At 68.0% G+C, this 25,865-nt stretch carries 21 protein-coding genes; 9 read left to right on the forward strand and 12 right to left on the reverse strand.

Annotated elements, in window-relative coordinates:
- Positions 1-99 precede the first annotated feature (99 nt).
- Together JOF48_RS10885 and JOF48_RS10890 are read left to right on the forward strand one after the other, a co-directional pair.
- Positions 100-1,275, forward strand: coding sequence for an ROK family protein (locus JOF48_RS10885; protein ID WP_209680578.1), 1,176 nt, complete (start codon positions 100-102; stop codon positions 1,273-1,275).
- Between the two features lie 273 nt (positions 1,276-1,548).
- Positions 1,549-2,037 carry a serine protease inhibitor gene (locus JOF48_RS10890; protein WP_342591219.1) on the forward strand — a complete coding sequence of 163 codons (489 nt, stop codon included), beginning with the start codon at positions 1,549-1,551 and terminating at the stop codon, positions 2,035-2,037.
- A 111-nt stretch (positions 2,038-2,148) separates the two neighbouring features.
- Here JOF48_RS10890 and JOF48_RS10895 read toward each other — a convergent pair whose 3' ends face one another.
- On the reverse strand, positions 2,149-5,292 hold the full coding sequence (locus JOF48_RS10895) for a S8 family serine peptidase (protein WP_209680580.1): 3,144 nt from the start codon (positions 5,290-5,292) through the stop codon (positions 2,149-2,151).
- Between the two features lie 383 nt (positions 5,293-5,675).
- Positions 5,676-6,962 carry a glycosyltransferase gene (locus JOF48_RS10900; protein WP_209680582.1) on the reverse strand — a complete coding sequence of 429 codons (1,287 nt, stop codon included), beginning with the start codon at positions 6,960-6,962 and terminating at the stop codon, positions 5,676-5,678.
- Between the two features lie 196 nt (positions 6,963-7,158).
- Here JOF48_RS10900 and alr point away from each other — a divergent pair, with 196 nt between their 5' ends.
- The 5 genes from alr to tsaD are packed head-to-tail and all read left to right on the forward strand — an operon-like array spanning position 7,159 to position 11,448.
- The gene (gene alr / locus JOF48_RS10905; RefSeq protein ID WP_209680584.1) at positions 7,159-8,385 is read left to right on the forward strand and encodes an alanine racemase; all 1,227 of its coding nucleotides are present in this window, start codon (positions 7,159-7,161) and stop codon (positions 8,383-8,385) included.
- A complete protein-coding gene (gene tsaE, locus JOF48_RS10910; RefSeq protein WP_209680592.1) occupies positions 8,382-9,077 on the forward strand; it encodes a tRNA (adenosine(37)-N6)-threonylcarbamoyltransferase complex ATPase subunit type 1 TsaE in 696 nt (231 codons plus the stop codon). Before alr ends, tsaE begins: the two co-directional genes overlap by 4 nt.
- Positions 9,078-9,086: 9 nt before the next feature.
- Positions 9,087-9,824 (forward strand): tRNA (adenosine(37)-N6)-threonylcarbamoyltransferase complex dimerization subunit type 1 TsaB, encoded by a 738-nt coding sequence (gene tsaB, locus JOF48_RS10915; RefSeq protein ID WP_209680594.1) that lies wholly within the window; start codon positions 9,087-9,089, stop codon positions 9,822-9,824.
- The gene (rimI, locus tag JOF48_RS10920) at positions 9,824-10,366 is read left to right on the forward strand and encodes a ribosomal protein S18-alanine N-acetyltransferase (RefSeq protein ID WP_209680596.1); all 543 of its coding nucleotides are present in this window, start codon (positions 9,824-9,826) and stop codon (positions 10,364-10,366) included. Before tsaB ends, rimI begins: the two co-directional genes overlap by 1 nt.
- Positions 10,363-11,448 carry a tRNA (adenosine(37)-N6)-threonylcarbamoyltransferase complex transferase subunit TsaD gene (gene tsaD / locus JOF48_RS10925; protein ID WP_209680598.1) on the forward strand — a complete coding sequence of 362 codons (1,086 nt, stop codon included), beginning with the start codon at positions 10,363-10,365 and terminating at the stop codon, positions 11,446-11,448. The genes rimI and tsaD overlap by 4 nt, the downstream gene beginning before the upstream one ends.
- Positions 11,449-11,557: 109 nt before the next feature.
- Here tsaD and JOF48_RS10930 read toward each other — a convergent pair whose 3' ends face one another.
- The 9 genes from JOF48_RS10930 to JOF48_RS10970 all read right to left on the reverse strand — a co-directional run bounded on the left by JOF48_RS10930 (position 11,558) and on the right by JOF48_RS10970 (position 22,788).
- Positions 11,558-12,811 carry an APC family permease gene (locus JOF48_RS10930; RefSeq protein ID WP_209680600.1) on the reverse strand — a complete coding sequence of 418 codons (1,254 nt, stop codon included), beginning with the start codon at positions 12,809-12,811 and terminating at the stop codon, positions 11,558-11,560.
- A gap of 263 nt (positions 12,812-13,074) precedes the next feature.
- Positions 13,075-14,091, reverse strand: a complete 1,017-nt coding sequence (locus JOF48_RS10935; RefSeq protein ID WP_209680602.1) for a sensor histidine kinase — start codon at positions 14,089-14,091, stop codon at positions 13,075-13,077.
- On the reverse strand, positions 14,088-14,759 hold the full coding sequence (locus JOF48_RS10940) for a response regulator transcription factor (RefSeq protein ID WP_209680604.1): 672 nt from the start codon (positions 14,757-14,759) through the stop codon (positions 14,088-14,090). The genes JOF48_RS10935 and JOF48_RS10940 overlap by 4 nt, the downstream gene beginning before the upstream one ends.
- On the reverse strand, positions 14,746-15,477 hold the full coding sequence (locus JOF48_RS10945) for a DedA family protein (RefSeq protein ID WP_209680606.1): 732 nt from the start codon (positions 15,475-15,477) through the stop codon (positions 14,746-14,748). Before JOF48_RS10945 ends, JOF48_RS10940 begins: the two co-directional genes overlap by 14 nt.
- An 8-nt stretch (positions 15,478-15,485) precedes the next feature.
- Entirely contained in the window at positions 15,486-16,319 is an 834-nt protein-coding gene (locus JOF48_RS10950) for a phosphatase PAP2 family protein (RefSeq protein WP_209680608.1), read from the reverse strand.
- A gap of 166 nt (positions 16,320-16,485) precedes the next feature.
- The gene (locus JOF48_RS10955) at positions 16,486-19,572 is read right to left on the reverse strand and encodes a glycoside hydrolase family 2 TIM barrel-domain containing protein (protein WP_209680610.1); all 3,087 of its coding nucleotides are present in this window, start codon (positions 19,570-19,572) and stop codon (positions 16,486-16,488) included.
- Positions 19,572-20,480: a carbohydrate ABC transporter permease gene (locus JOF48_RS10960; protein ID WP_203313542.1), complete on the reverse strand. Its 909-nt coding sequence runs from the start codon at positions 20,478-20,480 to the stop codon at positions 19,572-19,574. The genes JOF48_RS10955 and JOF48_RS10960 overlap by 1 nt, the downstream gene beginning before the upstream one ends.
- Positions 20,477-21,454: a carbohydrate ABC transporter permease gene (locus JOF48_RS10965; RefSeq protein WP_209680612.1), complete on the reverse strand. Its 978-nt coding sequence runs from the start codon at positions 21,452-21,454 to the stop codon at positions 20,477-20,479. Before JOF48_RS10965 ends, JOF48_RS10960 begins: the two co-directional genes overlap by 4 nt.
- Complete coding sequence (locus JOF48_RS10970) at positions 21,451-22,788, reverse strand: ABC transporter substrate-binding protein (RefSeq protein WP_209680614.1); 1,338 nt, start codon at positions 22,786-22,788, stop codon at positions 21,451-21,453. Before JOF48_RS10970 ends, JOF48_RS10965 begins: the two co-directional genes overlap by 4 nt.
- A gap of 168 nt (positions 22,789-22,956) precedes the next feature.
- Between JOF48_RS10970 and JOF48_RS10975 the strand changes: the two genes are divergently transcribed.
- Positions 22,957-23,565, forward strand: coding sequence for a TetR/AcrR family transcriptional regulator (locus JOF48_RS10975; RefSeq protein ID WP_209680616.1), 609 nt, complete (start codon positions 22,957-22,959; stop codon positions 23,563-23,565).
- Between the two features lie 82 nt (positions 23,566-23,647).
- Here the strand turns inward: JOF48_RS10975 and JOF48_RS10980 are convergent, their stop codons facing one another.
- Entirely contained in the window at positions 23,648-24,790 is a 1,143-nt protein-coding gene (locus tag JOF48_RS10980) for a glutamate--cysteine ligase (RefSeq protein ID WP_209680618.1), read from the reverse strand.
- Between the two features lie 99 nt (positions 24,791-24,889).
- Here JOF48_RS10980 and JOF48_RS10985 point away from each other — a divergent pair, with 99 nt between their 5' ends.
- Complete coding sequence (locus tag JOF48_RS10985) at positions 24,890-25,702, forward strand: shikimate 5-dehydrogenase (protein WP_209680620.1); 813 nt, start codon at positions 24,890-24,892, stop codon at positions 25,700-25,702.
- Positions 25,703-25,865: the final 163 nt, after the last annotated feature.

The following is a 25,865-nucleotide window of genomic DNA, read 5'->3' on the forward strand; positions in this document are numbered from 1 at the left end:
AAAGTAATTGCAGTGTCAAGGGTCACTGAATGTGGCACATTGTGCCAGATTGTTGACTGTCGGGCTGGAGTTATGTTCGATTTGCAATAAACTAGGGGCATGAACACCGTCTATCCCTTGCCGGCACTGAATGCGGAGCAGCAACAGAATCCGGCCGTGCTGACAGATTCAGCCCTCGAGCTGGCCCGCAAGGTCCTGGTCCGCGGCCCCATTTCCAGGGGCGAGCTTGCCCTGGAAATGAAGCTGAGCGTGGCGAGCCTGACCCGGCTGAGCAAGCCCCTGCTGGACTCCGGCATCCTGGTTGAAGGCGACCTTGTTGCCGACGGCACGGTGGGGCGGCCCGTACGGCTGCTTGATGTCAGCAGCGGCAGTGCCCATTTTCTGGGCGTCAAGGTGACGGGGGACAGCCTGCAGGCGGTGTTGACCGACCTTCGTGCAACTGTCCTGGCCGATGCATCCCGGCCATTGGCCGACACCTCCGTGGATGCCGTGGTGGAGGGCATCGCGGGCCTTGCCGGGGAACTTGGTGCCGGTGCGGGCGTGGAACTGACGGGGCTTGGCGTGTCGCTGGGCGGGCAGGTCCGGCCCGACGGCGTGGTGCACCGGGCCCCGTTCCTCGCCTGGAGCGACGTTCCGCTGGGTGCACTGCTGGCGGACCGGCTTCAGTTGCCCGTCGTGGTGGACAACGATGTCACCGCTCTGGTTGCGGCGGAACAGTGGTTTGGGGCCGGGCGTGCAGCCGCAGACTTTGCCGTGATCACTGTGGGGGCCGGTGTCGGCTATGGGCTGGCCATGCGCAACCACGTGATACGCACCGCCGATACCGGGCTGGGCCTGGGCGGTCACTTCCCACTGGACCCCCGCGGACCCCTGTGCATGGAGGGCCATCGCGGATGCTCCACCGCCATGCTGTCCATCCCCAGCATATGTGCCCAGATTGCGGCGGCTCTGGGCGAACCCGTCTCCTATGACCGTGCCCTGGAGCTGGCGGCCGGGGGCAACCGGGTGGCGGGCGCTGTTTTCGACGCGGCGGGCACGGCCCTCGGCAAGTTGATTGCAGCGGCCGCGAACCTCGCCATGGTCAACACGGTGGTTCTGGGAGGTGAGGGGGTGGCCATGTTCGCAGCCACGGAAGCGGCTGTGCGCGCCGCTCTCGCTTCCGACAGGGATCCGGAGGCGGAACCCGTCACGCTGCGGGTTGCCTCCTCCGACTTCACCGAGTGGGCCCGCGGCGCGGCCGCTGTTGCCATCCAGGACCAGGCCTTCGTGGTGTAGCCGCCGGCCCGCTTAGTGACGCCAGCGCAGCATTGGCTGAAGAATCTTCGACGCTGTCGCAGCATTGGCTGGAATGTCTGCGACGTTTTCGCACCGTGTGCGCCGGCATCTGGTGCATGGCTGTCACTGCTGCTCCGGGGTTGGGTGGGAAGCCGTCATTGCTGCGCTGGCGTGGGGATGAAACCTGTCATTGCTGCGACAGCGTCGTATTCGCGGGTGTCCTTTAACTCGGGAGGGGTGTTGCCGGAGGCGATGGGCTGCAACACTGGAGAAATGAAGGCACACTTTCGCATTGCCGCAGCCGTCCTGCTGCTGCCCTTGTTGGCAGCCTGCGCGCAGGTCTCCGACTCCCCAGGCGGCACACCGGCCAGCGGAACCGGCACGGCCCCGCCCGACACCACCATCGAGCTGACCATCACCCTGCTGGAATCGCCTGACGCGCAGCCCCACGAATTCCGGCTCGTCGCCGAGGTCCCGGACACAGGCGCGCCCAGCCCGGACCCGGCCTCAACGCTGCCCGACTCCGCCGCAGCGCTCGCCATAGTCCTGCTCAACGACGGTGAAATCCTGTTCCCGGTCCCCGACCCCAAGCGCATGTGCACCGAGCAGTACGGCGGCCCGCAAACCGCGCAAGTCGCCGGCTGGTACCTGGGCCGCGCCGTCGACACCGGCTTCAAGCGCACCAACGGCTGTGAAATCGCCCGCTGGCAGGCTGCCGCCCCGCTCCTGGGCGGCCTCGGCGGCGGCACCGGCGCCAGCTGACGCACCCGGCGTCCCGTCTCCCAGCCCGGCCAAAAGAGAACGACGGCGGCACCCGCCAAAGGTGGGTGCCGCCGTCGTGCGTGGAAAGGCCTGGCGCTGCCGGCCGCTGAGCTAGCTGCCGCCGCCCAGGGCCGGGGGCGCGCTGTTGGTGCCCGCCACCTTTCCGCTCTCCGGGACCACTGCCGCGCCTGCGCCCGTGACGATGACCGAGACGAACGTTTCCGTGCCGGTGTCGCCGAATGCCACGCGGCCCAGGTAGTTCCCGGGGGCCAGCCCGGTCCAGCTCAGCTTCACGTTGCCGGACTTGCCGTTGGCGAGCTTGAGCGGGTTGGGCGAGACACTCGCGTTGCCCACCGCGCCACCCAGGACGGCGGCGTCGATGGTGGCCTTGACCGGTGCGCCGTTGGTGCTGGAGTACAGGTTGGCCAGCACCGTGTACGTGCCCGGCGCCGGGTTGGCCAGCGACAGGGACTCGCTGGAGGCGCCGGTGCGGACGTCGTAGTACTGGCCCTGCGGGTTGAAGACGAGCATGTCGTAGTCAGCCGCGGGGTCGGAGGAGAGCAGCTGGAACTTGGCCAGCTCCGTGCCCTCCGGGACCACCACTTCCTTCAGGAAGTTGGAGGCGTTGGTGGCCACCGCGATGGGGCCGGGCACCAATTCGATGTCCGAGGAGTCGGCCTTGGCCAGCCCGTTCAGTGACAGGTTGACCGGGGCGCTGCTGCCCGAGACGACGGGGATGTTGCCGCTGCCGGTGCCCTGGTCCGTGCTGAATGACAGCTCCGGATCCACCAGGACGGGCAAGGGGCGCACGGCCACCGGCGTGGTCACCGTGGTGCCGGGACCCTGCCATGACAGGTGGCCCATGGCGAATTCGCCCAGCGCCGCGTTCTTGTTCTCGAACGTGACCTTGAAGGTGCGCTGCTGGCCGGCCTTGGCAAAGTTCAGCGACGGTGGCACAACCTTCACGTTCACGCCGGGGACGTTGGCGGTGACCTTGTACATGCCCGGCGTCACGGCGGTGACGGTGCGGGTGACGGTGACCTTGCCTGCCAGGGAGCCCACGGCAAACGAGGCGACGTTCATGTCTCGCGGCGCCGTGGCGCCCAGCCCGGGAATGCCCAGGTCCAGGCCGGTGCCTTGGATGTAGCGGAGGTAGTCGGCGTCGCCGGCATCAAACACGAAGCCCGGGTTCAGTGCGGCGGCGACGGCGGTCTGCCCTGCGCCGGTGGCGAAGAGGTCGGTGTTCTTGCTGCCGTCCTCGTTGACCACGTTGGTGGCTGTGGTCATCATGGCTGACTTGACCACGGCCGGCGACCACGACGGGTTCTTGGCCATGATCAGGGCGGCGAACCCGGCAACGTGCGGCGAGGCCATGGACGTGCCCGAGAGCATGCCGAACTCCTGGCCGCCCGTGCCGATGGGGGACACCCCTGCCAAAACTGCCACGCCGGGTGCGGCGACGTCAGGCTTGAGGAGGTCCGAACCCACGGCGCCCAGCGGCCCGCGGGAGGAGAATCCGGCAATCTGCGGCTGGGGGTCGACCGGCAGGCCGGTCGTGTCGTGGTTGAGCAGACCCACCAGGATGTCCGGGTTGGCCGTGACCTTGTCCTTGATTTCCTGTGTTGCAGGCGGGTTCACATGGACTGTGGGCACGGCATGCAGGTCCACGTCCTCGGAGGAGAAGGTGACGTTGGCCAGGATCATGCCCACGCCGCCGGCACGCTTGACCTCGGCGCTCTTGGCCACGCGGTCAAACACGCCGCGGTCACAAACCACAACCTTGCCGGCAACCTTGGTGCCGTCCAGGGAGTTGGGCCCGCACAGTTCCGGGGTGGCTGCCCCGGCGGCGGCTGCGTTGGCCGCCAGGACCACGTGGCTCGGCGGAACCTCATGGCTCATCAGGCTTGCGCCGCGGAACTTGCTGCCGTCCGAGAACTCCGCCGTGCCCTGCAGCTCGGAGGAGAAGGAGGTTGCCGCGACGGTGGTCAGCCACGGTGCGCCGTGGTTGACGGTGCCCGCCGTGGGGCCTGAGTTGCCGGCAGAGGCGGCAACGAAAATGCCGGCCGAGGTTGCGGACAGGAACGCCAGCGAGACGGGGTCGGTGGTGGTGGAGGTGCTGCCGGAGATGGAGTAGTTCAGCACGTCCACGCCGTCGATGATGGCCTGGTTGATGGCCGCAACGGAGGCTGAGGAGTAGCAGCCACCCGTGTTGGGGTCGTCATCCTCCCAGCACACCTTGTACACGGACAGCTTGGCTGCCGGTGCCACGCCCGAGGTGATGCCCAGGTCGCGCCCGGCCACGGTGGCCTCGATGCCGGAATTGCCCACCGCGGTGGAGCCGGTGTGCGTGCCGTGGCTGTCGACGTCGACCGGTGAGATCTGCTCCTGCGGCGCCCGGTGCTCGGGTGCCACATATTTCAGGAAGTCCTCCGCAAAGTAGTGGGCGGCGAGAACCTTGGAGTTGCAGGCCGTGCCGTCGAAGGCTGCGCCCGTGTCAACGCCCGCCTGGCATTCGCCGGAGAAGGTTTCCCCGTTGGCCTTGAGCATCGCGATCTTGCCGTCGGTGGTGCGGTAGGGCACGCCCACCTGGGGTTCGCCGGTCAGCGGCTTGACCTCGTCGCCGGCGAAGAACGCGCTCGACGGCGTGTACCCGGTGTCGATGACACCGACGACGACGCCTTCGCCCGCCTTGTCAACGCCGCCAAAGGCGGTGTTCCAGCTGCCGTTTTCCCCGCTCAGTCCCAGGAAGTCCGTGCTGGAGTAGTCGGGGGCGTTCTGGGTGTCGGGGGCAACCGTGAGGACGTTCGGGTCCTTGGCCAGCTGCAGGGCCTGGTCGGCGGTGAGCTGCGCCGAGAAGCCGTTCAGGGCCACGGTGAAGCTGCGGTTGACCTTGACGTTTTCAGACTTGGCCACCTGGGCCTGCTTTTTCTCCAGGTGGGCCTGGTACTTCTTTACCTCGGCCTTTCCGGCATCCAGCTTCTTGCCCGGCTTGGGCTTGGTGGGCGCAAGTCCGGTTGTGCCGCCGTCGTAAGTGGCTGCAGGCGGCTCCGCCAGGACCACAATGTAGGGCCCGTCCTGGTAGGCCAGCGGGTCGAGGACCTTCTGGGGAATGGTGTTTTCTGCAAGGCTGGAAGCGGGGTCGTCCGCCGTTTCTGCCGATGCCGGCAAGGCCCCCACGGTGACCAGGAGCAGTGGCAGGCCCGCGCAGACCGCGGCCGCCTTCCGCATTCCCTGGCTCTGAAACAATCGTTTCATGGTGCTGTAAACCTTTCAACGGGATCCGCCCTGCGTCATTGCAGGGCAGTTCATGCTTGGCTGGCCGGCCCGAAGTCCTTGGTGATGATCGGTCCTTGCGGTTTTGGCCATACTGCATCAGGTTAGCTACTGCCGGGTAGTTTGTGACCCCCACGGCAGGGGCGGGGCGAAAGACTGTCCAAAAGGACAATTTTTGCATGGTTCCAAGTCCCGGGACCATGGGCATGTGGGCGCAGCCGGGGGAGGGTGGCGCATGCATGGTGCGAGAGCGTCGGGTGGGAAACGACCATTGGTGCGAGCGCGTCGGGTGGGAAACGGTCATTGGTGCGATGGCGTCGGGAAAAAGCGGCGCTTATGTGATGCGGCGTTGCATGGCGGAGGGGTCAGCAGCCCGGGGGAGCCACGTACTGGTACGTGACGGACAGGTCGTAGCTGGCCATGGTCTGCTGCGCCGTGTTTTCCCAGCCGAAGGACTGGGCGAAGACGGAGGCGGCGCGGCCCATGTCGAGCCGGGTTTGCGGGAAGTCGTGCAGCGAGGCGATGGCCTCGGCCCACAGCTTGGCGGATCGGCCCTGCACCAGCAGCCCGGTCCGGCCGTCGCTCACCGCGCGGGGCAGTCCGCCAACATCAGTGGCCACCACGGGCGTGCCGCAGGCCTGCGCCTCAAGCGCCACGAGGCCGAACGATTCGCTGGAGGACGGCACGGCAACAAGGTCCGCGCTGCGGTACCAGTCCGCCAGGGCATCTGGCCCCACGGGTGGGTACACCGCGGCAATCCCGCCAAGCCCGGCCTCGGCAATCATTTGCGGAAGGTCGTACTTTTCGCTGCCGCTGCTGGCACCGAGGAAGCTTATTCGCAGTGGGATGTCCGGGCGCGCGGCCTGCAGCAGTGCAGCGGCCTTGACCAGCACGTGCGGGCCTTTCAGTCGCTGGATGCGGCCGGCAAACACCACATGGAAATCGGCGGGGTCGATGCCCAGCCGCAGGCGCGAGCGGTCCCGGAATGCGGGCTGGAACACTCGCAGGTCCACGCCGGGGGAGACCACGTCGATGCGCTGTTCACAGCCGTCGTAGTGGCCCTCGATCTCGGCGGCCTCGGCCGTGGTGTTGGCGATCAGGCGGGTGGCTCCGGCGACGATGTGCTGTTCGCCGTCCTCCCTGATGCCCGGTTCCGCATGCTGGCCGGGGCGCAGCAGGTGGTTTTTGACGCGGGCCATGGTGTGCATGGTGTGCACCAGGGGCAGGTCCAGCCGCTTCGCCACCAACAGCCCGGCCATGCCGGAAACCCAGTAGTGGGAATGGATGACGTTGACCGGAAGCGCGGCCCCGCCAGGCTGCCCGGCCGGGGACGGCGCGGAGCCGAGCCCGGAAATGTGGGCGGCAACGGCGTCGGCCATTTCATTCACCAGCTCCGGCAGCTCCTCCTTGGAAACCTTGCCGAAGGGCCCGGCCGTGATGTGGTGGACATTGGCGTGCGGGGCGAGGGGGACGGTGTCGGGCTGGGTGGCGGAGGTGCGGCGGGTGTAGATGTCCACGACCATGCCGGCCGCGGCCAGTTCCAGTGCCAGGGCGCGCACGTAGACGTTCATGCCGCCGGCATCGCCGCCGCCCGGCTGCTCCAGCGGGGATGTGTGCAGCGAGAGCATGGCCACGCGCCGTACCTGATGCATCCGCGTCCTCCCAGCCTGCCGCGGCGCCCGCCCGCCGGGCCGCCATTTGATGCTTCAATCTTGCCACTGCCGCGCCCTGCAACCTAGCCCGACTGCGGTGCCTGGACTTGGGCGGGCAGGGCTGCGGTCCGCCGGGGACCGGGGCGGGCCGCGGTGCGTGGGCGGGGAGGGGCGGCAAACGGGCTAAAATGGGCGGGTGAGCCCATCAGTCGTGCCGGTTCAAGCGCCTGCCCCAGGCCTTGAACGGCAAGCCATCATTGACCTGTCCGCCATCGCCAACAACATCCGCCACCTGCGTGAGCTGGCGGCCCCCGCCCAATTCATGGCGGTGGTTAAGGCCGACGCCTACGGGCACGGCGCGGTCCCCGTGGCGCGGACCGCCGTGGCGGCGGGTGCGCAGTGGCTGGGCACGGCCCACATCACAGAGGCGCTTGAACTGCGCGCGGCCGGCCTTGACGTGCCGGTGATGTGCTGGCTGCACACCCCGCAGAGTGATTTCACGGCCGCCGTGGCCAACAACATCGACCTCGGCTGCTCGGGGTGGGAGCTGGAGCGCATTGTTGCCGCCGCCCGCTCGCTGGAGCGCCCGGCCCGGGTCCACCTGAAGATTGACACGGGGCTGGGCCGCAACGGCTGCCCGGGCGCGGACTGGCCCGCGCTGGTCGAGGCCGCCATGGTCCACCAGCGGGCCGGCCTGATCAGGGTGGTGGGCGTGTTCAGCCACCTCGCCGTGGCCGACGAACCCGAACGGCCGGAAACCGACGATCAGCTGGAGCGGTTCCGCGATGCCGTGTCCGTGGCGGAGGCTGCCGGCGCCGAGCTCGAGGTTCGCCACATCGCCAACACCCCCGCCACCCTGTCCCGTCCCGACACGCACTTTGACATGGTGCGCGTGGGCCTGGGCGTGTACGGGCTCTCGCCTTTTGCCGACCGTACCTCCGCCCAACTGGGGCTGGTGCCGGCCATGACGCTGCAGACCCGGATCGCGCTGTGCAAGGACGTTCCTGCCGGGCAGGGTGTCTCCTACGGGCTGAACTACGTCACTGACGAGCCCACCACCCTGGGCCTGGTGCCGCTGGGCTATGCAGACGGCATTCCGCGTGTGGCCACCGGCGGCCCCGTGCGCGTCAACGGCATCAGCTACCCCGTGGTGGGGCGCATTGCCATGGACCAGATGGTGATCGACCTCGGGCCGCACTTCCGCCTGGCCTCGGCCGCTGCCGCTGACGCTGCCGGTGGCGTGGAGGCCACCGCCGCGGACTCCGCCGGAATCCTCGGAGCCACTGCCGAATTGTTTGGCAACGGCCACGACGGCGGGCCCCTCGTTGAACAGTGGGCCGCCGCCGCAGGGACCATCAACTACGAGGTCGTGACCCGCATCAGCCAGCGGGTGCCGCGCAGCTACACCGGAGGTGCCGAATGAGCCAGTGGGAATTTGCCACAGGCACGGCCGCTGCCACCCAGCAGCTGGCTGAAAACCTGGCACCGATGCTGCGGGCCGGGGACCTCATCATCCTCAGCGGCGGGCTGGGTGCCGGCAAGACCACCTTCACGCAGGGCCTGGGCCGCAGCCTGGGCGTGCGCGAGGGCATCATCTCGCCCACGTTCGTGCTGGTCCGCATCCACCCCAACCTTGTGGACGGGCACAACCCCGGCGGCCCCGACCTCGTCCACGTCGACGCCTACCGCCTGGCCGGGCCGGGCGAGATCGACGACATCGACCTGGAAAACACCATGGATTCGGCCGTCACGGTCGTGGAGTGGGGGGTGGACCGGGTGGAGCACCTTGCGGACAGCCGCCTGGAAATCGAGCTGGTCCGCGCCGTGGGCGGGGAGGATTCCCCGGGGGAAACGTCCGACGGCGGCACTGCGGAAGTGCCCGCCGGCACCTTGGCGGGGGCGGAAGCCGGGAACGGCACCCCGGGTGGGCCCGGCGCCGTCGGCCATGCCGGCTCCATGGACTTCGCCGACACCTTTGACGATGCCGATACGGACGACGACGAACCCCGCGTCCTGCGCCTTCGTGCCGTGGGGCCGCGCTGGGACGGTGTGGACTTCTCCCGCCTCGACCAGCCCGCAGCCCCGCGGAACAGCCAAGAAAACACAACGGAATAGACTAAAAACGTGCGAATCCTGACCATTGACACCTCGGCCGTCGCCAGCGCCGCCTTGCTCCACTTTGACCCGGCGGACCATTTGCGCACGGTTGAGGTTGTGGCGAACTTTGCCACGGAGGACACCCGCAGCCACGCCGAGGTGCTGGCGCCGGGCGTGCAGTCGCTCTTCACGGAACCTGTCAACGAGGGCCCGGCGCTGGACGCGATCATCGTCGGCACCGGCCCGGGACCGTTCACGGGGCTGCGGGCCGGCATCGCCATGGCGCGGACGCTCAGTTTCACATGGAACATTCCGCTGTACGGGCTGATGAGCCTGGACGCCCTGGCCCAGCAGGTCTTCGACGCGCCCCGAAAAAACGATGCCGGCCGAGCAGTGGGGCCCCTGGCCATGAACGACTTCATCATCGCCACCGACGCCCGCCGCAAGGAAGTGTACTGGGCCAGGTACAGTGCCGGTGCGCAGCTTCTGGACGGCCCGCACGTTGGCCCGGCCGACGGCGTTCCCGCCTTGCAGGTGTTCGGCGCCGGGGCCGGCCTGTACCGGGACGTGCTGGAAGCCAACGGCGCCGGCGTGTACCCGCTGTTCGCCGACGCCCAGCCCACCGCCGTGGAACTGGGCCGTGCCGCGGCGCGGAAAATCATCGCCGCCGGCTCCCTGGAGGGAGCCGGGCTGCTGGATTCCACCCCGCTGTACCTGCGCGAATCCGACGCCAAGGTCCCCGGCCCCCGGAAGCGTGCGCTGTGATGCCGCCCGCTGAAACACCCCCCGGCCAGGCCGCACGCCCCGCCTCACTGCGCGACATGGCCCCGGCCGACATCGACTTCATCACGGCCCTGGACCGGACCCTGTTTGGCGTGGATTCCTGGCCGCGGGAGATGTTTGCGGGGGAGCTCAGCGCGCCCGAAACCCGGCGGTACATCATCGCGGAGCTGCCCTCCGCCGTCGGGCCCCGGGGCCAAATGCAGACAGTGGGCTATGCGGGCCTGATGTGCGTGCCGCCCATCGGCGACATCCAGACCATCGGCGTGCTGCCCGAATTCGAGGGCCGCGGCATTGCCCGGGCCATGCTCGAGGAGCTCATCGCGGAGGCGGCGCGGCGCGGGGCGGCGGACATCATGCTCGAGGTCAGCTCCACGAACCCGCGCGCGCAAGACCTGTACCTGCGCTACGGCTTTGAACACATCCACACCCGGCGCCGGTACTACCGGGACGGATCTGACGGGCTGATCATGCGCCTGAGGCTGCCCGCCGGAACTGCCGACGAACACACGAAGGACCCCTCATGAAACAGCCGTTGATTTTGGGGATTGAATCCTCGTGCGATGAAACCGGTGTCGGGCTGGTGCGCGGCACGGAGCTGCTCGCGAACACGGTCTCCTCATCCATGGAGGAGCACGTCCGCTTCGGCGGGGTCATCCCGGAGATCGCCTCGCGCGCGCACCTGGACGCCTTTGTGCCCACCCTGGCGCAGGCGCTCGAGGACGCCGGGGTGACGCTTGGGGACGTGGACGCCATTGCCGTCACGAGCGGGCCCGGCCTGGCCGGCGCGCTCATGGTGGGCGTCAGCGCGGCGAAGGCCCTGGCCCTGGCCACCGGCAAGCCCCTCTACGCGATCAACCACCTCGTGGCCCACGTGGGGGTGGGGCTGCTGGATGAATCCATCGCCGCGAAGTACGACGGCGGTGCACTGCCTGAGAATCTCGGCGCACTTTTGGTTTCCGGCGGCCATACCGAGATCCTGCGGGTGCGCTCGATCGCCTCCGATGTTGAGCTCCTGGGGGCAACGATCGACGACGCCGCCGGGGAGGCCTTCGACAAGGTGGCCCGGCTGCTGGGGCTCAGCTACCCGGGCGGACCCGCCATTGACAAGCTGGCGAAGTCCGGCAACGCGAAGGCCGTGCGGTTCCCGCGCGGGCTGACGGTGCCCAAGTACATGGGCACGGCCGAGGCGCCGGGCCCGCACCGCTACGATTTCTCCTTCTCCGGACTGAAGACGGCCGTGGCGCGCTGCGTCGAGGGCTACGAGGCCCGCGGCGAAGAAGTCCCGGTGGCGGACATTGCCGCGTCGTTCCAGGAGGCCGTGCTCGATGTCATCACGGCGAAGGCTGTTTTGGCGTGCCGCGAGCAGGGCATCACCACCCTGCTGCTGGGCGGGGGAGTGGCCGCGAACTCACGGCTGCGCGAACTGGCCGGGCAGCGCTGTGCATCGGCTGGCATCACCTTGCTCGTTCCGGCGCTGTCCCTGTGCACCGACAACGGCGCCATGGTGGCGGCACTGGGGGCGCAGTTGGTCATGAACGGCGTTGAGCCCAGCGGCCTGGCCTTCGGCACCGATTCCTCCCTGCCGGTAACCAGCATCAGCCTCTAGCGGTTGATCCGACCAAACCCCAGAATCGAATGTACATTTGATGCCAGTGTTGGGCGGGCACATTGGTGCCTAATGTACATTCGATTAAGGGGCCGTCGCCGCAACCCTGCTATGCCCGACGGCGGAGCCTGGCCATGCGGTAGGCGGCACCTGCGGCGAAAATCACCAAGCCAACGAGAACTGCTGCCAAGGGCAGCGTCGCCACAAGCACCACGCAGGCAAGCGCACCCAGCACCTGCAGAACCTTGGGGTACCGGCGGTCGGCGCCCGACTGCGTGAAGGCGGCCAGGTTTGCCACGAGGTAGTAGACCAGCACGCCAAACGAGGAAAAGGCGATGGCCCCGCGCAGGTCCGCGACGGCAATGATCACGCAAATCACGGCACCCAGCGCCAGCTCGGCGCGGTGCGGGACCTGGAACCGGGGATGGATGGCGGCGAGCCAGTGCGGCAGGTCGCCCTCCCGCGCCATGGCCAGCGTGGTCCGGCCCAGCCCGGCAACCAGCGCCAGCAGTGCACCCAGGGAAGCCAGTGCCGCGCCAACCCGGACCACCGGGGCGGCCCAGGCCCACCCGCCCGCAACCACGGCGTCGGCGAGCGGCGCGGAGGTGGAGGCAACGCCGTCGGGCCCCAACGCAGCAAGCAGCGTGACGCCCACGATGGCGTACACCGCGGCGGCGATGGCCAAGGCCAGCAGGATGGTGCGGGGGATGGTGCGCCGCGGGTCCTTGACCTCTTCGCCGAGCGTGGCGATCCGGGCGTAGCCGGCAAACGCGAAGAACAGCAGCCCCGCCGACTGCAGTATCCCGTACCAGCCGTGCGCCAGCAGCCCGCCGCCCGGTACGTCCCCGGGCGACGCAGCGCCGCCCGCCCAAACCGCCGCGACGGCGATGGTGAGGGCGGCCAGCACGGCCGCGACGATGATCCGGGCCAGGCCCGCGGTGCGGCTCACGCCCCGGTAGTTGACGGCCACGAGAAGCACGACGGCGGCAATCGCCACCGGGCGCTCCCACCCCGGCGGGGCGGCGTAGGCGGCAAAGGTCATGGCCATGGCGGCGCTGCTGGCGGTCTTGCCCACCACAAAGCCCCAGCCGGCCAGGAACCCGGGCCAGGGCCCCAGCCTCTCGCGCCCGTAGATATAGGTGCCGCCGGACGTGGGGTAGGCGGCGGCCAGCTGGGCCGAAGAGGTGGCATTGCAATAGGCGACGAACGCAGCAACGGCCAGCCCGACCAGCAGCCCGGAGCCGGCGGCCTGGGCCGCAGGCGTGAAGGCGGCGAACACGCCGGCGCCGATCATGGAGCCGAGGCCAATGACGACGGCGTCGACCGTGCCCAGCCTGCGGGCAAGCTCGGGGTGGGTGCTCATGGCAGTGAGAGTCCTTCGATGGCATTGGGCTCCGTGCCCGGGTGCACGGAAGCATCTGATCCACGCTAGCGCCTCCACATGAACCCGCGGTTAACTCGCGCGGCAAACAATCCCTGTCGCAGCAATGGCGGCATTTTCGGGGTCCCTGTCGCAGCGGGTGCGACAGGGACCGCGAAAAACCGGCCATTGCTGCGACAGCGTCCGTGGGAAACCGGCCATTGCTGCGACAGCGTCCGTGGGGAGAGGTCCGTGGGGGAAGGCGGTCAGGCGGCGGGCAGGGTCAGCGTCATGGTGGTGCCGGACGGGCCCGTCTCGGTCACCTCGACGGTTCCGCCGGCGGCCGTTGCGATTTCGCGGACCAGAGCCAGGCCCAGTCCGTAGCTGCGCCTACCTCCCGCCGGGGCTTCGCTGCTGCGGGCAAAGCGGTCAAACACCCGGGAGGGCTCGATCCCGGCAATGCCGCTGCCGGTGTCTGAAACGGTGACGGACACCCAGCTCCCTGACTGTGCCACGACCACCGTGATGGACCCGCCGGCCGGGGTGTGGTTCAGAGCGTTGTCCACCAGCCCCATGACGGCCCGGCGCAAACTGTTGGCCGCGATGCGAACCCGGGGTCCGTCGTCGTCCCCGGAGGAGGCACTCCGGGCGGCGTCTCCGGGAGCCAGGGATATGCCGCGTGAGGCGGCCAGGTCCTGCAGCCCGGCCGCGACGTCCGCAATCACGGGGGCCACCGCGAGCGGTTCGGACGTGGTCCCGGCATCGCCCATGGCGGCCAGCAGGAGTTCCTGGACGGTGTCCGTCAGCGCGGCCGTGTCCTGGCGGACCTGGGCAAGGATGCGGGCGGCGTCGCTGCCGGGCTCCACCTTGAGTTCGGCGAGCTGGACGCGGGCGTCGAGGATGGCCAGCGGGGTGCGCAGCTCGTGGCTGGCATCCTGCACGAAGCGGCGCTGCATGTCGAGGGCGCGGCCGACAGGGCGGATGGCGCTGCGGGCACTGAGCCAGCCGATGGCCCCCGCGGCAACGATCCCGGCGAACCCGGCCAGCGCCATGGCCTTGAGCATGTCGTTGGACTCCACGTAAACCCGGTCGGCCGCGTCCGCGGCGGCGGTGTCCGGGTGGTGCGAGAGGTAGAGCATGTACAGCGCGGCTGCAATGATCACCACCACCACCATGAGCGCGGCGGCCACGGCAATGCGCAGACCCACGGTGACGGCGGCCCGGCGCAGCTGCGGGGAGTCGGCGGAGGGGGCGTGCGGAGCCGCCGGGCGGCGGGCGCTCATTCGGCGTCGCCGATCTGGTATCCCAGCCCGTGCACGGTCCGGACCACGGACTTTGACACCTTCTTGCGCAGGTAGTGCACATAGGTGTCGATGACGGTGGGGGAGTCCTCGGCATGGAACAGGGCGGACAGCAGTTCCGAACGGGTGAACACCTTGTCCGGGTGTCCCGCCAGCAGGGCCAGCAGCTCGCTCTCCTTGGCGGTCAGCCCCACCAGGACCCCATAGGGTGAGCGCAGCGAACGGTTGGCCGGGTCGAACAGCCAGCCGCCCACGTCCAACAGCGCATCCGCAGGCGCAAAACTGCGGGTCATGGCACGCAGGCGCGCCCTCAGCTCACCGGCGTCAAACGGTTTGGACATGTAGTCGTTCGCCCCGGCGTCGAGCCCCTCAATCTTGTCCGCAGTGGCGCCCAGCGCGGTGAGGATGATGGCGGGGGTTCCGATGCCCTTGCGCCGCAGCGCCGACACCAGCTCCAGCCCGTCCAGCAGCGGCAGCCCACGGTCCACCACCAGGGCATCCCACGTTTCAGTCAGGGCGAGGTGCAGGCCGTGCCGGCCGTCGGCGGCGAGGTGGACGCTGTAGTCACCGGCGAGCAGCTCGGCGATGAGCGGGCCGAGGACGGGGTCGTCCTCCACCAGCAGCAGCCGGGGCAGTTCAGGGGTGTGCATGCTCATTATTGTCCCCCGCAGGCTCCTCCGCCGGCGCGGACGGCGCGGACCTGGCGCGGCGGCGCTTGAGGAGGAAGCTGATGGCGGCCGGGAGGACTGATGCCAGGACCAGCACGACGGCGATCACGTCTATGTTTTTGGCGACGACTTCGTAGTGGCCCAGCCAGGTGCCGAGGAGGGTGATGGAGGCTCCCCAGCCCAAGGCGCCTGCCACGTTCCACAGGGTGAACTTGCGGTGGTCGTAGTTTGCCACGCCAGCCACCAGCGGGGTGTAGGTGCGCACCACGGGGACAAAGCGGGCCAGCACAATCGCCCACCCGCCGTGCCTGGCAAAGAACGCCTCGGTCTCCTCCAGGTATTTGGTTTTGAGGATGCGGGCGTCGTCCTTGAACCAGCGGCGGCCAAACTTGCGGCCCAACAGGTAGCCCACCTGGTCGCCCGCCACGGCGGCCAGAGTCACCACGCCGATCAGGACAGGGAGGGAAAGGTGCAGCTGGTTGTGCAGCAGACCCGCCGTGAAGAGCAGTGAGTCCCCGGGAAGGAAGGGGAACAGGAGGCCCGATTCAATGAAGACAATCAGTGCGACGACGGCCAGGGTGGCCGGCCCCAGCCCGCCCAGCAGCGCGGCCGGGTCCATGACGGCCAGCAGGCCGGCCGGGACGGCGGCGGGGATGGAGGCGTGGGCGGCGGGAAGGGCAAAAGCAACTGTGTGCAGCATGGGAGGCCTCAATCAAGGTTTCGGCGGGGTGAAGAAATACTGCTCCCGCGTTCAAGCGTAGACCCGGAGGCCGGGGAACGGTGCGCGGGACCGCCGGCCGGCTCCAGCCCCAGGAACCTTGGCCAGCGGATGCGGGCGAGCACCGGGCTGAGCCATCCGTTCCACACCCCGGCCAACAGAAACACGGCGGCGCTCGCAGCCAGGAAGGACGCGGCAACATCGGTGGGGTAGTGCACGCCCACGTACAGCCTCGACCAGGCCACCACCACGGGCACAAGGATCCCCAGGATGAGTGCCAGGCGGGCCCACCGCGTGCGGCGCAGCAGGAACCAGAACGCCCAAGCCAGGCCCACCGCCAGGGCGACATGGCCGCTGGGGAAGCTGTTGGAACCGGTTTCCGGGGCCAGCGGGTCAAACAGCAGGGCCGGGTTTGGCCGCTGCCGCTCCACAACCGCCTTGAAGAACTGGCTGGACAGCCACCCCGACGCCGCAACGGCGCCGAAGGTAACTGCGTCGACAGGGGCCTTGCGCACCAGGAGCAGGAACAGGCACACGATCGCGATCAGCACCACCCCGCCCGCGGGTGAAAACACCTTGTCCAGGGCCATGGCGAGGACAGTCAGCACACCTACATGGCCGCGGCTGAGCTGCTGGTCCACAGTAAATTCCTCCGCAGTGAACCCGGGCGTGAACGAGACCGTGAACCCCAGCGCCAGCACCGCGGCAGACAGCACCGCCACCCACAGCCCCCAAAAGGGAAGCAGCGGCAGCACGGCGAGCCGGGAGCGGGAGGAGGGGCCGGCGTCGTGCCGGGATTGCCGGGAAGGGGGAGGTGCAGCCATGGGGGCGCCTTTCGCGTGAAGTGTCGCTTTCCTCCACTGTCCCGCACCCCGTCTAAGAAATTTCTAAGAACTTCACGCCGGAACGCCGTCCGGGCATTTTCCCCAACGCGGCATCAACGGGTGATGCGGCGTTGGGGAAAACGGCGATTAGGTGATGCGGGGTTGCCTAGAGGGCGGAGAAGCGCAGGACCAGCGTCCTGGCTTCCGGGCGCAGGGCAAAGTCCGGCCAGACGTCCGGCCCGCAGGCCCTTGAGCCGAGCCCGTGCTGGGCGGCGTCGAGGTACAGGTGGCTGTGGCTGGGGGCCGGGAGCTCGTGCGGGTGCCCGGCCATCCCCATCTCCTGTGCGGTGTGCCGCGCCAGCGTGAATCCGGGGCGGCGTCCCAAGAGGTCCGGTTCCGCGTCGATGCGCAGCCACGGCACCCCGCCGCGGGACAGCTCCAGTGAGCGAACATCGCTGCGGTGCCCGGTTTCCTGCGGCCGGGCGTAGGGAACATTCAGCTCGTCAATGGAGCCGCTGTGCCGACCCACGGCCGTGGCATGCATGCTGTCCGGGTAGGATTCCCGCGGGCCGGTGCCGAACCATGAGGCGCCGTCAACATCGGTGGGAAGGTCCAGGCGCACCCCGATGCGGGGGAACACCAGGTCCCAGCCGGCGCTGGGCGTGATGTCCAGGCGCAGCCAAAGGTCCCGGCCCGCCAGCTGCCAGGTCTCCTCCATCGAGACGTTGTCGGCGCTGTTGGCGGCGCTGTACCGGGTCCGCACCCGCAGCCCGTCCGGCAGTGCTGACACGTCCTCAACCCTCCGAACCAGCCGGTCCAGCCCGGCTTGCAGCCACACGGCCTCCGACGACGGTGCCGGAACGCCCTTCCCGTTGTTGAGCCACGGATCTTCCGGACCGTAGGCGCCAAAGCCCTTGCCCCTGTCATTGTCCGTGGGTGCCCGCCACAGCTCGAGCCGGGGACCGGACACAGGCAGGCCGGCCAGCGCAACGAGCGAACCGCCGTCGAACTGGGCATGGCCCAGCCCAGCGGGAGCGGCACCGTTGATGGGCGCGGACGGGCGGGGCGCACGCGGTGCAACGCGCGGCGCGGAGAGATCCAGCTGGGTTTCGGCCAGGGGATGCCCGGCCTCAGCCCACTGCGTGGCTTCGCGCAGCACCGCCTCGACGCCCAGCCACGTCTCGCCCTGCGCCGCGGCAGCGACGGGCGGCAGCGTGAAAGTGGCGGATTCGCCTGCCCGCAGCGGACCGTCGGCACCGGCGGCAGCGAGCTCGCCAGAAGCGGCAAGGGTGCCGTCGTGCTCCACCCGCCAGCGCAGCACGACGTCGGACGCGTCAGCCGTGTGGCGAAGGTTCGCCACGCTGAGCCGCGGCGCACCGCCGTCGTCCGCGGCGAGGGAGAGCCTGATGGGCGAGACGATCTGCTTGTATTCGTACAGGCCCGGCGTGGGGGTGGAGTCGGAGAGGACCATGCCGTCCATGACGAAGTTGGAGTCGTGGATCACCTCATCGAAGTCGCCGCCGTAGGCAAAGAACTCCGTGCCGTCGGCCGTGCGGGTGCGGATGCCGTGGTCGCGCCATTCCCAGACAAATCCGCCGTGCAGGCGCGGATACTTGTCCACAAGCTCCTCGTACTGGTCCATGGCGCCGGGGCCGTTGCCCATGGCGTGCACGTACTCGCACAGGATGAACGGCCGGGTGCGCTGGCGGGCGGATTCGGCGGCGTCGCAGCCCAGGAGCAGCGCGTGGGAGTCGTTGCGGCCGATCGAGTCCGTCTCCGGGATGGAGGAGTACATGCGCGAGTACACATCCGTGTACGCGCCGGTGTAGTCGCCCTCGTAGTGGACGGGCCGGGAGGCGTCCCGGGCATGTGTCCAGGCGGCCATGGCGGCCAGGTTTGCGCCCGTGCCGGACTCGTTGCCCAGGGACCACATGACGATGGAGGCGTGGTTCTTGTCCCGCTCCACGGTGCGTTCCATCCGGTCAACGAACGCGTCCCGCCAGGCGGGGACGTCGCTGGGGTTGTCCACCCAGCCCTGCCGGTGGAAGCCGTGGGTCTCCAGGTCGGATTCCAGGATGACCCAGAAGCCCATCTCGTCGGCCAGGTCCAGCAGGCGCGGGTGCGGCGGGTAGTGGCTGGTGCGGATGGCGTTGACGTTGAAGCGCTTCATGAGGGCCAGGTCCTCGCGGGCATCCGCCTCGTCAAAGACGCGTCCGCGGTCCGGGTGCGTCTCATGCCGGTTGACGCCGTGGAACACCACGCGGCGGCCGTTGACCTGGAACTGGTCGCCCACGATCTCCACCGTGCGGAAGCCCAGCCGGAGGCTGACGGTCTCAGCGGCGCTGGACACGGTGGCTTCGTAGAGGCGGGGGACCTCCGCCGACCAAGGCTCCACGTTCTCCACCTGGAACGGTACGACGTCGGACGGCGAGTCCCAGCGGACCGAAACTCCCAGCCCGGGCACCTCAAGCGTCACCGGGAAGGCATCCGGGCCCGCGGTGATTTCCGGGTCGAGGGTGCCGGTGCCGGTGATTCCGGGGCCGCCGGTGGCGGTCCACCCGGTGCGCAGCCAGACATCGGTGATGCCGCCGGCGGGGCGGGCCTGCAGTGTGACGTCGCGGAAGATGCCCGGCAGCCACCACTGGTCCTGGTCCTCCAGATAGCTGGCGGCCGACCATTGGTGAACGCGCACAACAAGCACGTTGCTGCCTGGTCGCAGGGCCCCTGTGACGTCAAATTCCTGGGCGAGCCGGCTGCCCGAGCCCACCCCGATTTCCTGCCCGTTCACCCAAACCTTGTACCGGGATTCGACGCCGTCGAAGCGCAGGGTGAGTGCCGCCGTCGTGCTTTCAAACCAGGCGGCGGGGACGTCAAAGCTGCGGCGGTAGTCGCCGGTGGGGTTGGCGTCGGGGACGAAGGGAGGGTCGATGGGGAAGGGGTACTGCACGTTGGTGTAGATCGGGCGGCCGTATTTGCCACCTCCCTGCAGCACCCAGTGGGACGGGACGGGCAGGGTGTCCCAGCCGGCGTCGTCGTAGGATTCGGCGGCGATTCCCTCCACCGCCTCGCCGGCGGGCAGGATGGATCCGGCGCCGGGTGTTCCGGGCGCGGCGGGCAGCAGGCGGAAGCGCCAGTCCCCGTTCAGTGAGAGCGAGGGGGCATCGGAGTCCAGCCAGGAGCGGGCCGGCACGCGCGCACCGGAGCCGGGGCCCTGGTCGGTGATGTACGAAACGTCGGCGGGTAGGGGTGTCATTACTTAACGGATCCTTCTGTGAGGCCGCCGCGCCAGAAGCGCTGCAGCACAACCATGGCGATGGCGAGCGGAATGATGGACAGGAGAACCCCGCCGGTGGTGAGCTGATAGAACTCCGGCAGGCGGTTGACCTGGCTCAGCCAGTTGTTCAGTCCCAGCGTAATGGGGTACAGCTTCGTGTCGGAGAGCATGACCAGCGGCAGGAAGTAGTTGTTCCAGACGCCGACCAGCTGGAACAGGAACACGGTGACCAGGGCCGGGGTCAGCACGCGCAGGCCCACGGTGTGGAAGATGCGGATCTCGCCGGCGCCGTCGAGGCGGGCGGCTTCCAGCAGGGCGGGATCAACCGTGGCCTGGGCGTAGATGCGGCACAGGAACAGCCCGAACGGGGAGACCAGGGACGGAAGCAGGACGCTCCAGTACGTGTTGGCCAGCCCCATCTGGCTGAAGAGCAGGAACAGCGGCAGCGCCGTGGCCGTGCCGGGCACCAGGACGCCGCCCAGGATGATGCCGAAGACCAGGTTGGCGCCGCGGAACTTGTACTTGGCCAGGGCGTAGCCGCCGGCGGCTGCGATGTAGGTGGCCAGGAGGGCGCCGACACCTGCGTACAGCACCGAGTTCAGGAACCAGCGGACAAAGATGCCGCCGTCGTAGCTGAGCACCTGGGACAGGTTGTGCCACAGGTTGAAGGTTTCGGCGAAGGCAAAGCCGTTGGTGGCGAACAGGTCGGCGGTGGACTTGGTTGATGCGACGACCACCCAGTACACGGGTGCCAGGAAGTACAGGGCGGCCACCACCAGAATGCCCGTGACCAGGATCGAGGTGCCCTTCTTGCGGCCCGGTGCCTTTGATTTAGCCGTCGGCTTCACTGCGGGCTTCGGGGATGAACCGGTCAACTGTGCTGTCATGATGACTTCCTATTCGTGAACGCCAGGAAAGCGAAGGAGAGCGCGAAAGCGACCAGGGCGATGAGCACGGCCTGGGCGGCGGCCACGTTGTAGTCGTTGTACGCAAAGGCTGTGGTGTAGGCGCTCAGGTTCGGCGTGTACTGGCTGTCAATTGCCGGGGACACTGTCTTGAGGACCTGCGGTTCGGCAAACAACTGGAGGGTGCCGATGATGGAGAAGATGGTGGTCAGCACCAGGGCCGGCTTGATCAGCGGCAGTTGGATGGCCAGCGCCACCTTGACGGGGGATGCGCCGTCCATTTTGGCCGCTTCGTACACCTCGGTGGGGATGGCCTTGAGCTGGGCGATGATGATGAGCATGTTGTAGCCGGTGTAGCTCCACGTGACAATGTTCGCGATCGACCACAGCACGGTGCTCGGCCCCAGGAAATCGGGTGACAGGCCGAACCAGCCGGCAATGTCGATCAACGGGCTCAGGCCGGGAACATACATGAAGGACCAGAGGATCGTGGCGATCACGCCCGGCACGCCGTACGGCAGGAAATAGGCTGCACGGAAGAACGCAGGCCACCGGGCCGAGGCTGACTCCAGCAGCAGCGCCAAAATGGTGGCCATGATGATCATGACCGGGACCTGCACCACGCCGAAAAGGAGCATGCGGCCCATGGAGGCGACGAAGTTTCCATCTGCCAGTGCCTGCGCGTAGTTGGAGAAACCGGCAAATTTGCTCGTGATGCCGGCCTCGCCAAACAGGCCGCTGCGCGTGACCTTGGTGAAGCTGGAGAGCAGGGCGGCCAGGATGGGCAGGATGAATGTCAGGATGAAGAGGGCGAGGAAGGGTGCCAGCAGCAGCCAAGGGGCGCGTTCGACGGCGGACGTGCGCCTGCCGCTGCCCCGTTGGCCGGTGTTGGGCGTGCGTCCGGGACGGGCCGCTGCTGCGCCGGCGGGATCGGTCCTTGTGGGAGGGGTGGTCATGCCGATTCCTTCCTGATGCTCAAGCCGCTGTTCTTGAAAACGGTCATGATTTTCTGTTCCGCGTTGACCACGGTGTCCACGAGGCTGGTTCCGGAGGCCTTGAACCGGAACCCGTCGCTGAGGATGTTGAACGACTGCTGCTGGGAGGGCCACCAGGACCACTGGGTGTTTTGCTCAAGCGCCGCCGGGGCGAAGATGTCCTGGTTGTAGTTTTGGCCGCTGAAAAACTCCGACGGCTGTTGGCGCGCGGTGCCAATGACGTCCGTCGCGGGCGACCAGCCGATGCCGCAATGCTCGATCTCGGCATCCACGCCTTGTTGGGTGGAGGTCAGCCAGGCTGCGAACTCCAGGGATTCGCGCGGATGCCTGCTGTTGGCCAGGACGGACACGGCCGAGCCGCCCAGGTAGCTGGAGCCGAAACCGGACGCACCCCAACGGGGCATGGCCGCAACTTTCCACTTGCCCGCACCGCCGCTGATGCCCTTGACGAGCGCGTCTCCCCAGCTGGCCGAGGTCAATGAGGCGATTTCGCCCTTGCCCGCGGCTGCAAACCAGCCCGGGGAGTAGGCGCCAAAATCGGTCTGGACGAGGTCCTGGTCGATGGCCTGGTCGAAGAAACGGGCAACCTTCATGGTCGCGTCGTCGGTCATGTTGATGACCCAGCCGTCCGCGTCGGCCCGGAACCATTGGGCGCCAGCCTGGGCGGCCAGGGCTGTGAAGAAGCCGGCCTCTGCGAGCGGAAAGCAGTCCATGTAGCTCTTGGCTTTGCGAAGCTCGGCGGCCACCTGGGCCCACTCGTCCCAGGAGGTGGGGGCGGTGGCGCCCACCTTGTCCAGGATTTCGGGCTGGTAGAACGTGGCCATGGGGCCCGAGTCCTGGGGGATGCCGTACACGCCGCCCGCATAGCTCGACTGGCTCCACAGCGTCTTGTCGTAGCGGCCGGCGAACTCATCGGCGCCGTAGCGGGTCAGGTCCACCAGCCCGTTGACCATCATGAAGGACGGGATGACGCCGTACTCCACATGGGCAAGGTCGGGCCCGCCCCCTGCGGCCAGCGCGGAGTACAGCTTGGGGTAGCCGCCCTGGTTGCCGCCGGGGATCCACACTGTCTTGACCTGCACATTCGGGTTTGCGGCGTTCCAGATGTCCGCCACCGGCTGCAGGTTCTTGAGCCAGGACCAGTATTCAATGGTGATCTTTTGGCCGGGGACCGAGGCAATGGTTGGTGCAGCGTTTACGGACCGGGTTCCCGGCGTGGCGCAACCGGACAGCAGTCCGAGCGCGGCCGTGCCGAGGCCGGCGTGCAGCAGTTGCCTTCGTGATATGCGTGGCATGGCCTGCTCTCTCACTTCGTTGTGTTGGGGGTCCGGCGGCCTGCCTTGGGTAAACCAGGAAGGTTTGGAACGCCCGTTTTTGGGGACGGAAGAAAAGTTACCACAAATCTCGAGTGTTTACTCGAATTTCAATGAGGTTACTCGGAATGTGGGCTAAGCTGACATTCCATGACCACCACCCCAGCCGCCCCGTCCACCAAGCGCGGACCCTATGCCAAGTCCAAGCAGCGCCGGGAGAGCATCGTCACCGCCGCCCATGAAGTATTTGCCGCACGCGGCTACCGGGGCGGCTCGCTGCAGGACGTGGCAGACAAGGTGGGTATGAGCCAGACAAGCCTGCTGCACTACTTCCCGTCCAAGAGCGATCTGCTGCTGGCCGTGCTGAACTGGCGTGACACCGTCACGGGCGGCGGGCATCCCCGGGATCCGGAGGAATCGCTGGTGGATGCCGTGGTCCGCCAGGCACGCTTCAATGAAACCGTGCCCGGAGTCATTGAGCTCTACGCGGTGTTGTGTGCCGAGTCGATCACCGACAACCATCCGGGCCTGGATTTCTTCACCGAACGTTACGAAAGGTTGCGCCGCAGTTATTTCAGGGCATTCTCGGCGCTCGCCGACGAGGGGCGGCTGCGTCCCGGCGTGGATCCGGGGCAGGCCGCGGCCAGCCTGATCGCCCTGTGGGACGGCATTCAGACACAGTGGCTCATGGCCCCCGGCGATGTTGACATGGCTGGCTGCCTGCGCGCGTACCTTGAGCTGGTCGTCCTGCCCGAATAGGGGCAAGCCGGCTTGGGCGCCCGCGCCCGAGGGGCCCAATGTTCAGGCGCACCGGCGGCTGCACACTGGGAGGGTGTGGGGACTAGTTGCCCGCCATTTCCTTCACGAGTTCACGCACGACGGCGCGCAGCTCACCGTTGTGGGCGGCGGCCACGCGCCGCTGGCGCTGGTAGCTGGCGCCGGTGGCGATGATCTGTTCCACGCTGGCCAGCTCATCGGCACAGCCCAGCTTGGCCGCCACGGGTTCGAGCCTGTTCAGCAGCTCGACCGTGTGCTCGGTGACGAGCTGTTCCTTGCCGGCCGCATCCAGGATGATGATGGCGTCCATGCCGTACCGGGCGGCGCGCCACTTGTTTTCCTGGATGTGCCAGGGTGGCATGGTGGGGATGGTGCCGCCGTCGTCCAAGGTGTTGGAAAAATCCTCCACGAGGCATTGCGTCAGGGCTGCGATGGCACCGATTTCCTCCAGCGTGGACATGCCGTCGCAGATGCGCATTTCAATGGTGCCCAGGCCGGCGACGGGCCGGATGTCCCAGCGGATTTCATTGGTGGCGTCGATGACCCCGGTGGTGAACATGTCCTGCACGTAGGACTCGTAGGCGGCCCAGTCGGGGAACTGGAACGGCAGCCCGGCGGTGGGCAGCTGCTGGAACATGAGGGCGCGCTGGGAGGCGTAGCCGGTGTCCTCGCCGTTCCAATACGGGGAGGAGGCGGAGAGCGCCTGGAAATGCGGGAAGTAGTTGACCAGCCCGTCCAAGACCGGCATGGCCTTGGAGACGTGGTCCAGGCCAACGTGGACGTGCACGCCGTAGATCAGCATCTGGCTGCCCCACCATTGCGTCCGGTCCACCAGTTTCGCGTAGCGTTCCTTGTCAGTGACGGCCTGCGTGCGGGGGTTGCTGAAGGGGTGGGTTCCGGCGCTGAGCAGTTCCAGGCCCAGCGGGGCGGACGCAGCGCGCAGGACGTTCAGGTTGCGTCGCAGGTCCTCGGTGCCCTCGGCCACGGTGCGGCACACGCCTGTGACCAACTCGACAGTGTTCTGCAGCATCTCGCCCTTGATGTGGGGATGCTCGCCGTCGGCCATCAATTCCGGGTGGGCGGCCTCGATGTTCTCAAAGACATCGTTGGCGCGGGCAGCCAGCTCCCCGGTTTCCGCGTCAACCAGCGCAATTTCCCATTCAAGGCCCAGCGTTGACTGCTCAGATTTCGCGAAGTCAATCTTCACGTGCGACGCCCCCTTGACACTGTTTCGATCACGGCTGCAAGGCGGCAGGACGCCGGTTGCCTTCTGATTGTAGTTCAGGACATGGGGCACACTTGAGAGGTGCCTATTTTGAACAAAGACATGACATTGTGCATTTCCCTCGCCGCGCGGCCCAGCAACATTGGCACGCGCTTCCACAATTACCTCTACGACTCCCTCGGCCTGAATTTCATCTACAAGGCCTTCGCGCCGGTTGACCTCGCGCAGGCCGTGGCCGGGATCCGCGGGCTCGGCATCAGGGGCGCCGCCGTGTCCATGCCGTACAAGGAGGATGTCATTGCGCTCGTCGACGTCATGGATGCCTCCGCTTCCGCCATCGATTCGGTCAACACGATCGTGAACACCGACGCCGTGCTGACCGCCTACAACACCGACTACCTTGCCATCGCCCGGCTGCTCGACGAGTACAAGGTTGACCCGGCCGGCACCGTGCTGTTGCGCGGCTCCGGCGGCATGGCCAAGGCCGTCGCCGCCGCCATGCACGACGCCGGATTCGCGAACGTCACGATTGTGGCCCGCAACGAGGAGCGGGGCCGGGCCCTTGCCGCGCTGTACGGTTTTGCCTGGCTGGCCGAGCCCGGGGATGTGCCCGCCGACGTGCTGGTCAACGTCACGCCGCTGGGCATGGCCGGCGCCGACGAGTCGGTGCAGTCCTTTGATGGTGCGCTGATTGCAGCAGCGCAGGTGGTGTTCGACGTCGTCGCCCTTCCGTCCGAGACGCCGCTCATCACGGCGGCCCGGACTGCCGGTAAGCACGTCATCACGGGGGCCGAGGTCATTGCGATCCAGGCCGAGGAACAGTTTGTGCTCTACACGGGAGTGCGCCCCAGCCCGGAACTGGTGAAGGAGGCCTCGGCCTTCTCCCGTTCCTGATCACGACGCTGTCGCACCAATGGCGTGTTTTCCCGTGACGCTGTCGCAGCAATGACGGAAATCCCGGCAACGCCCTCGCACCATTGGCGGGTCTGTTGGCGCCGATTTCGCGCCCCGGCGCGGCACGGGTGCGGCCGGATGCCGCCGGTGCGGCATGGACGGA

Source organism: Arthrobacter stackebrandtii, assembly GCF_017876675.1.
GTDB lineage: Bacteria > Actinomycetota > Actinomycetes > Actinomycetales > Micrococcaceae > Specibacter > Specibacter stackebrandtii.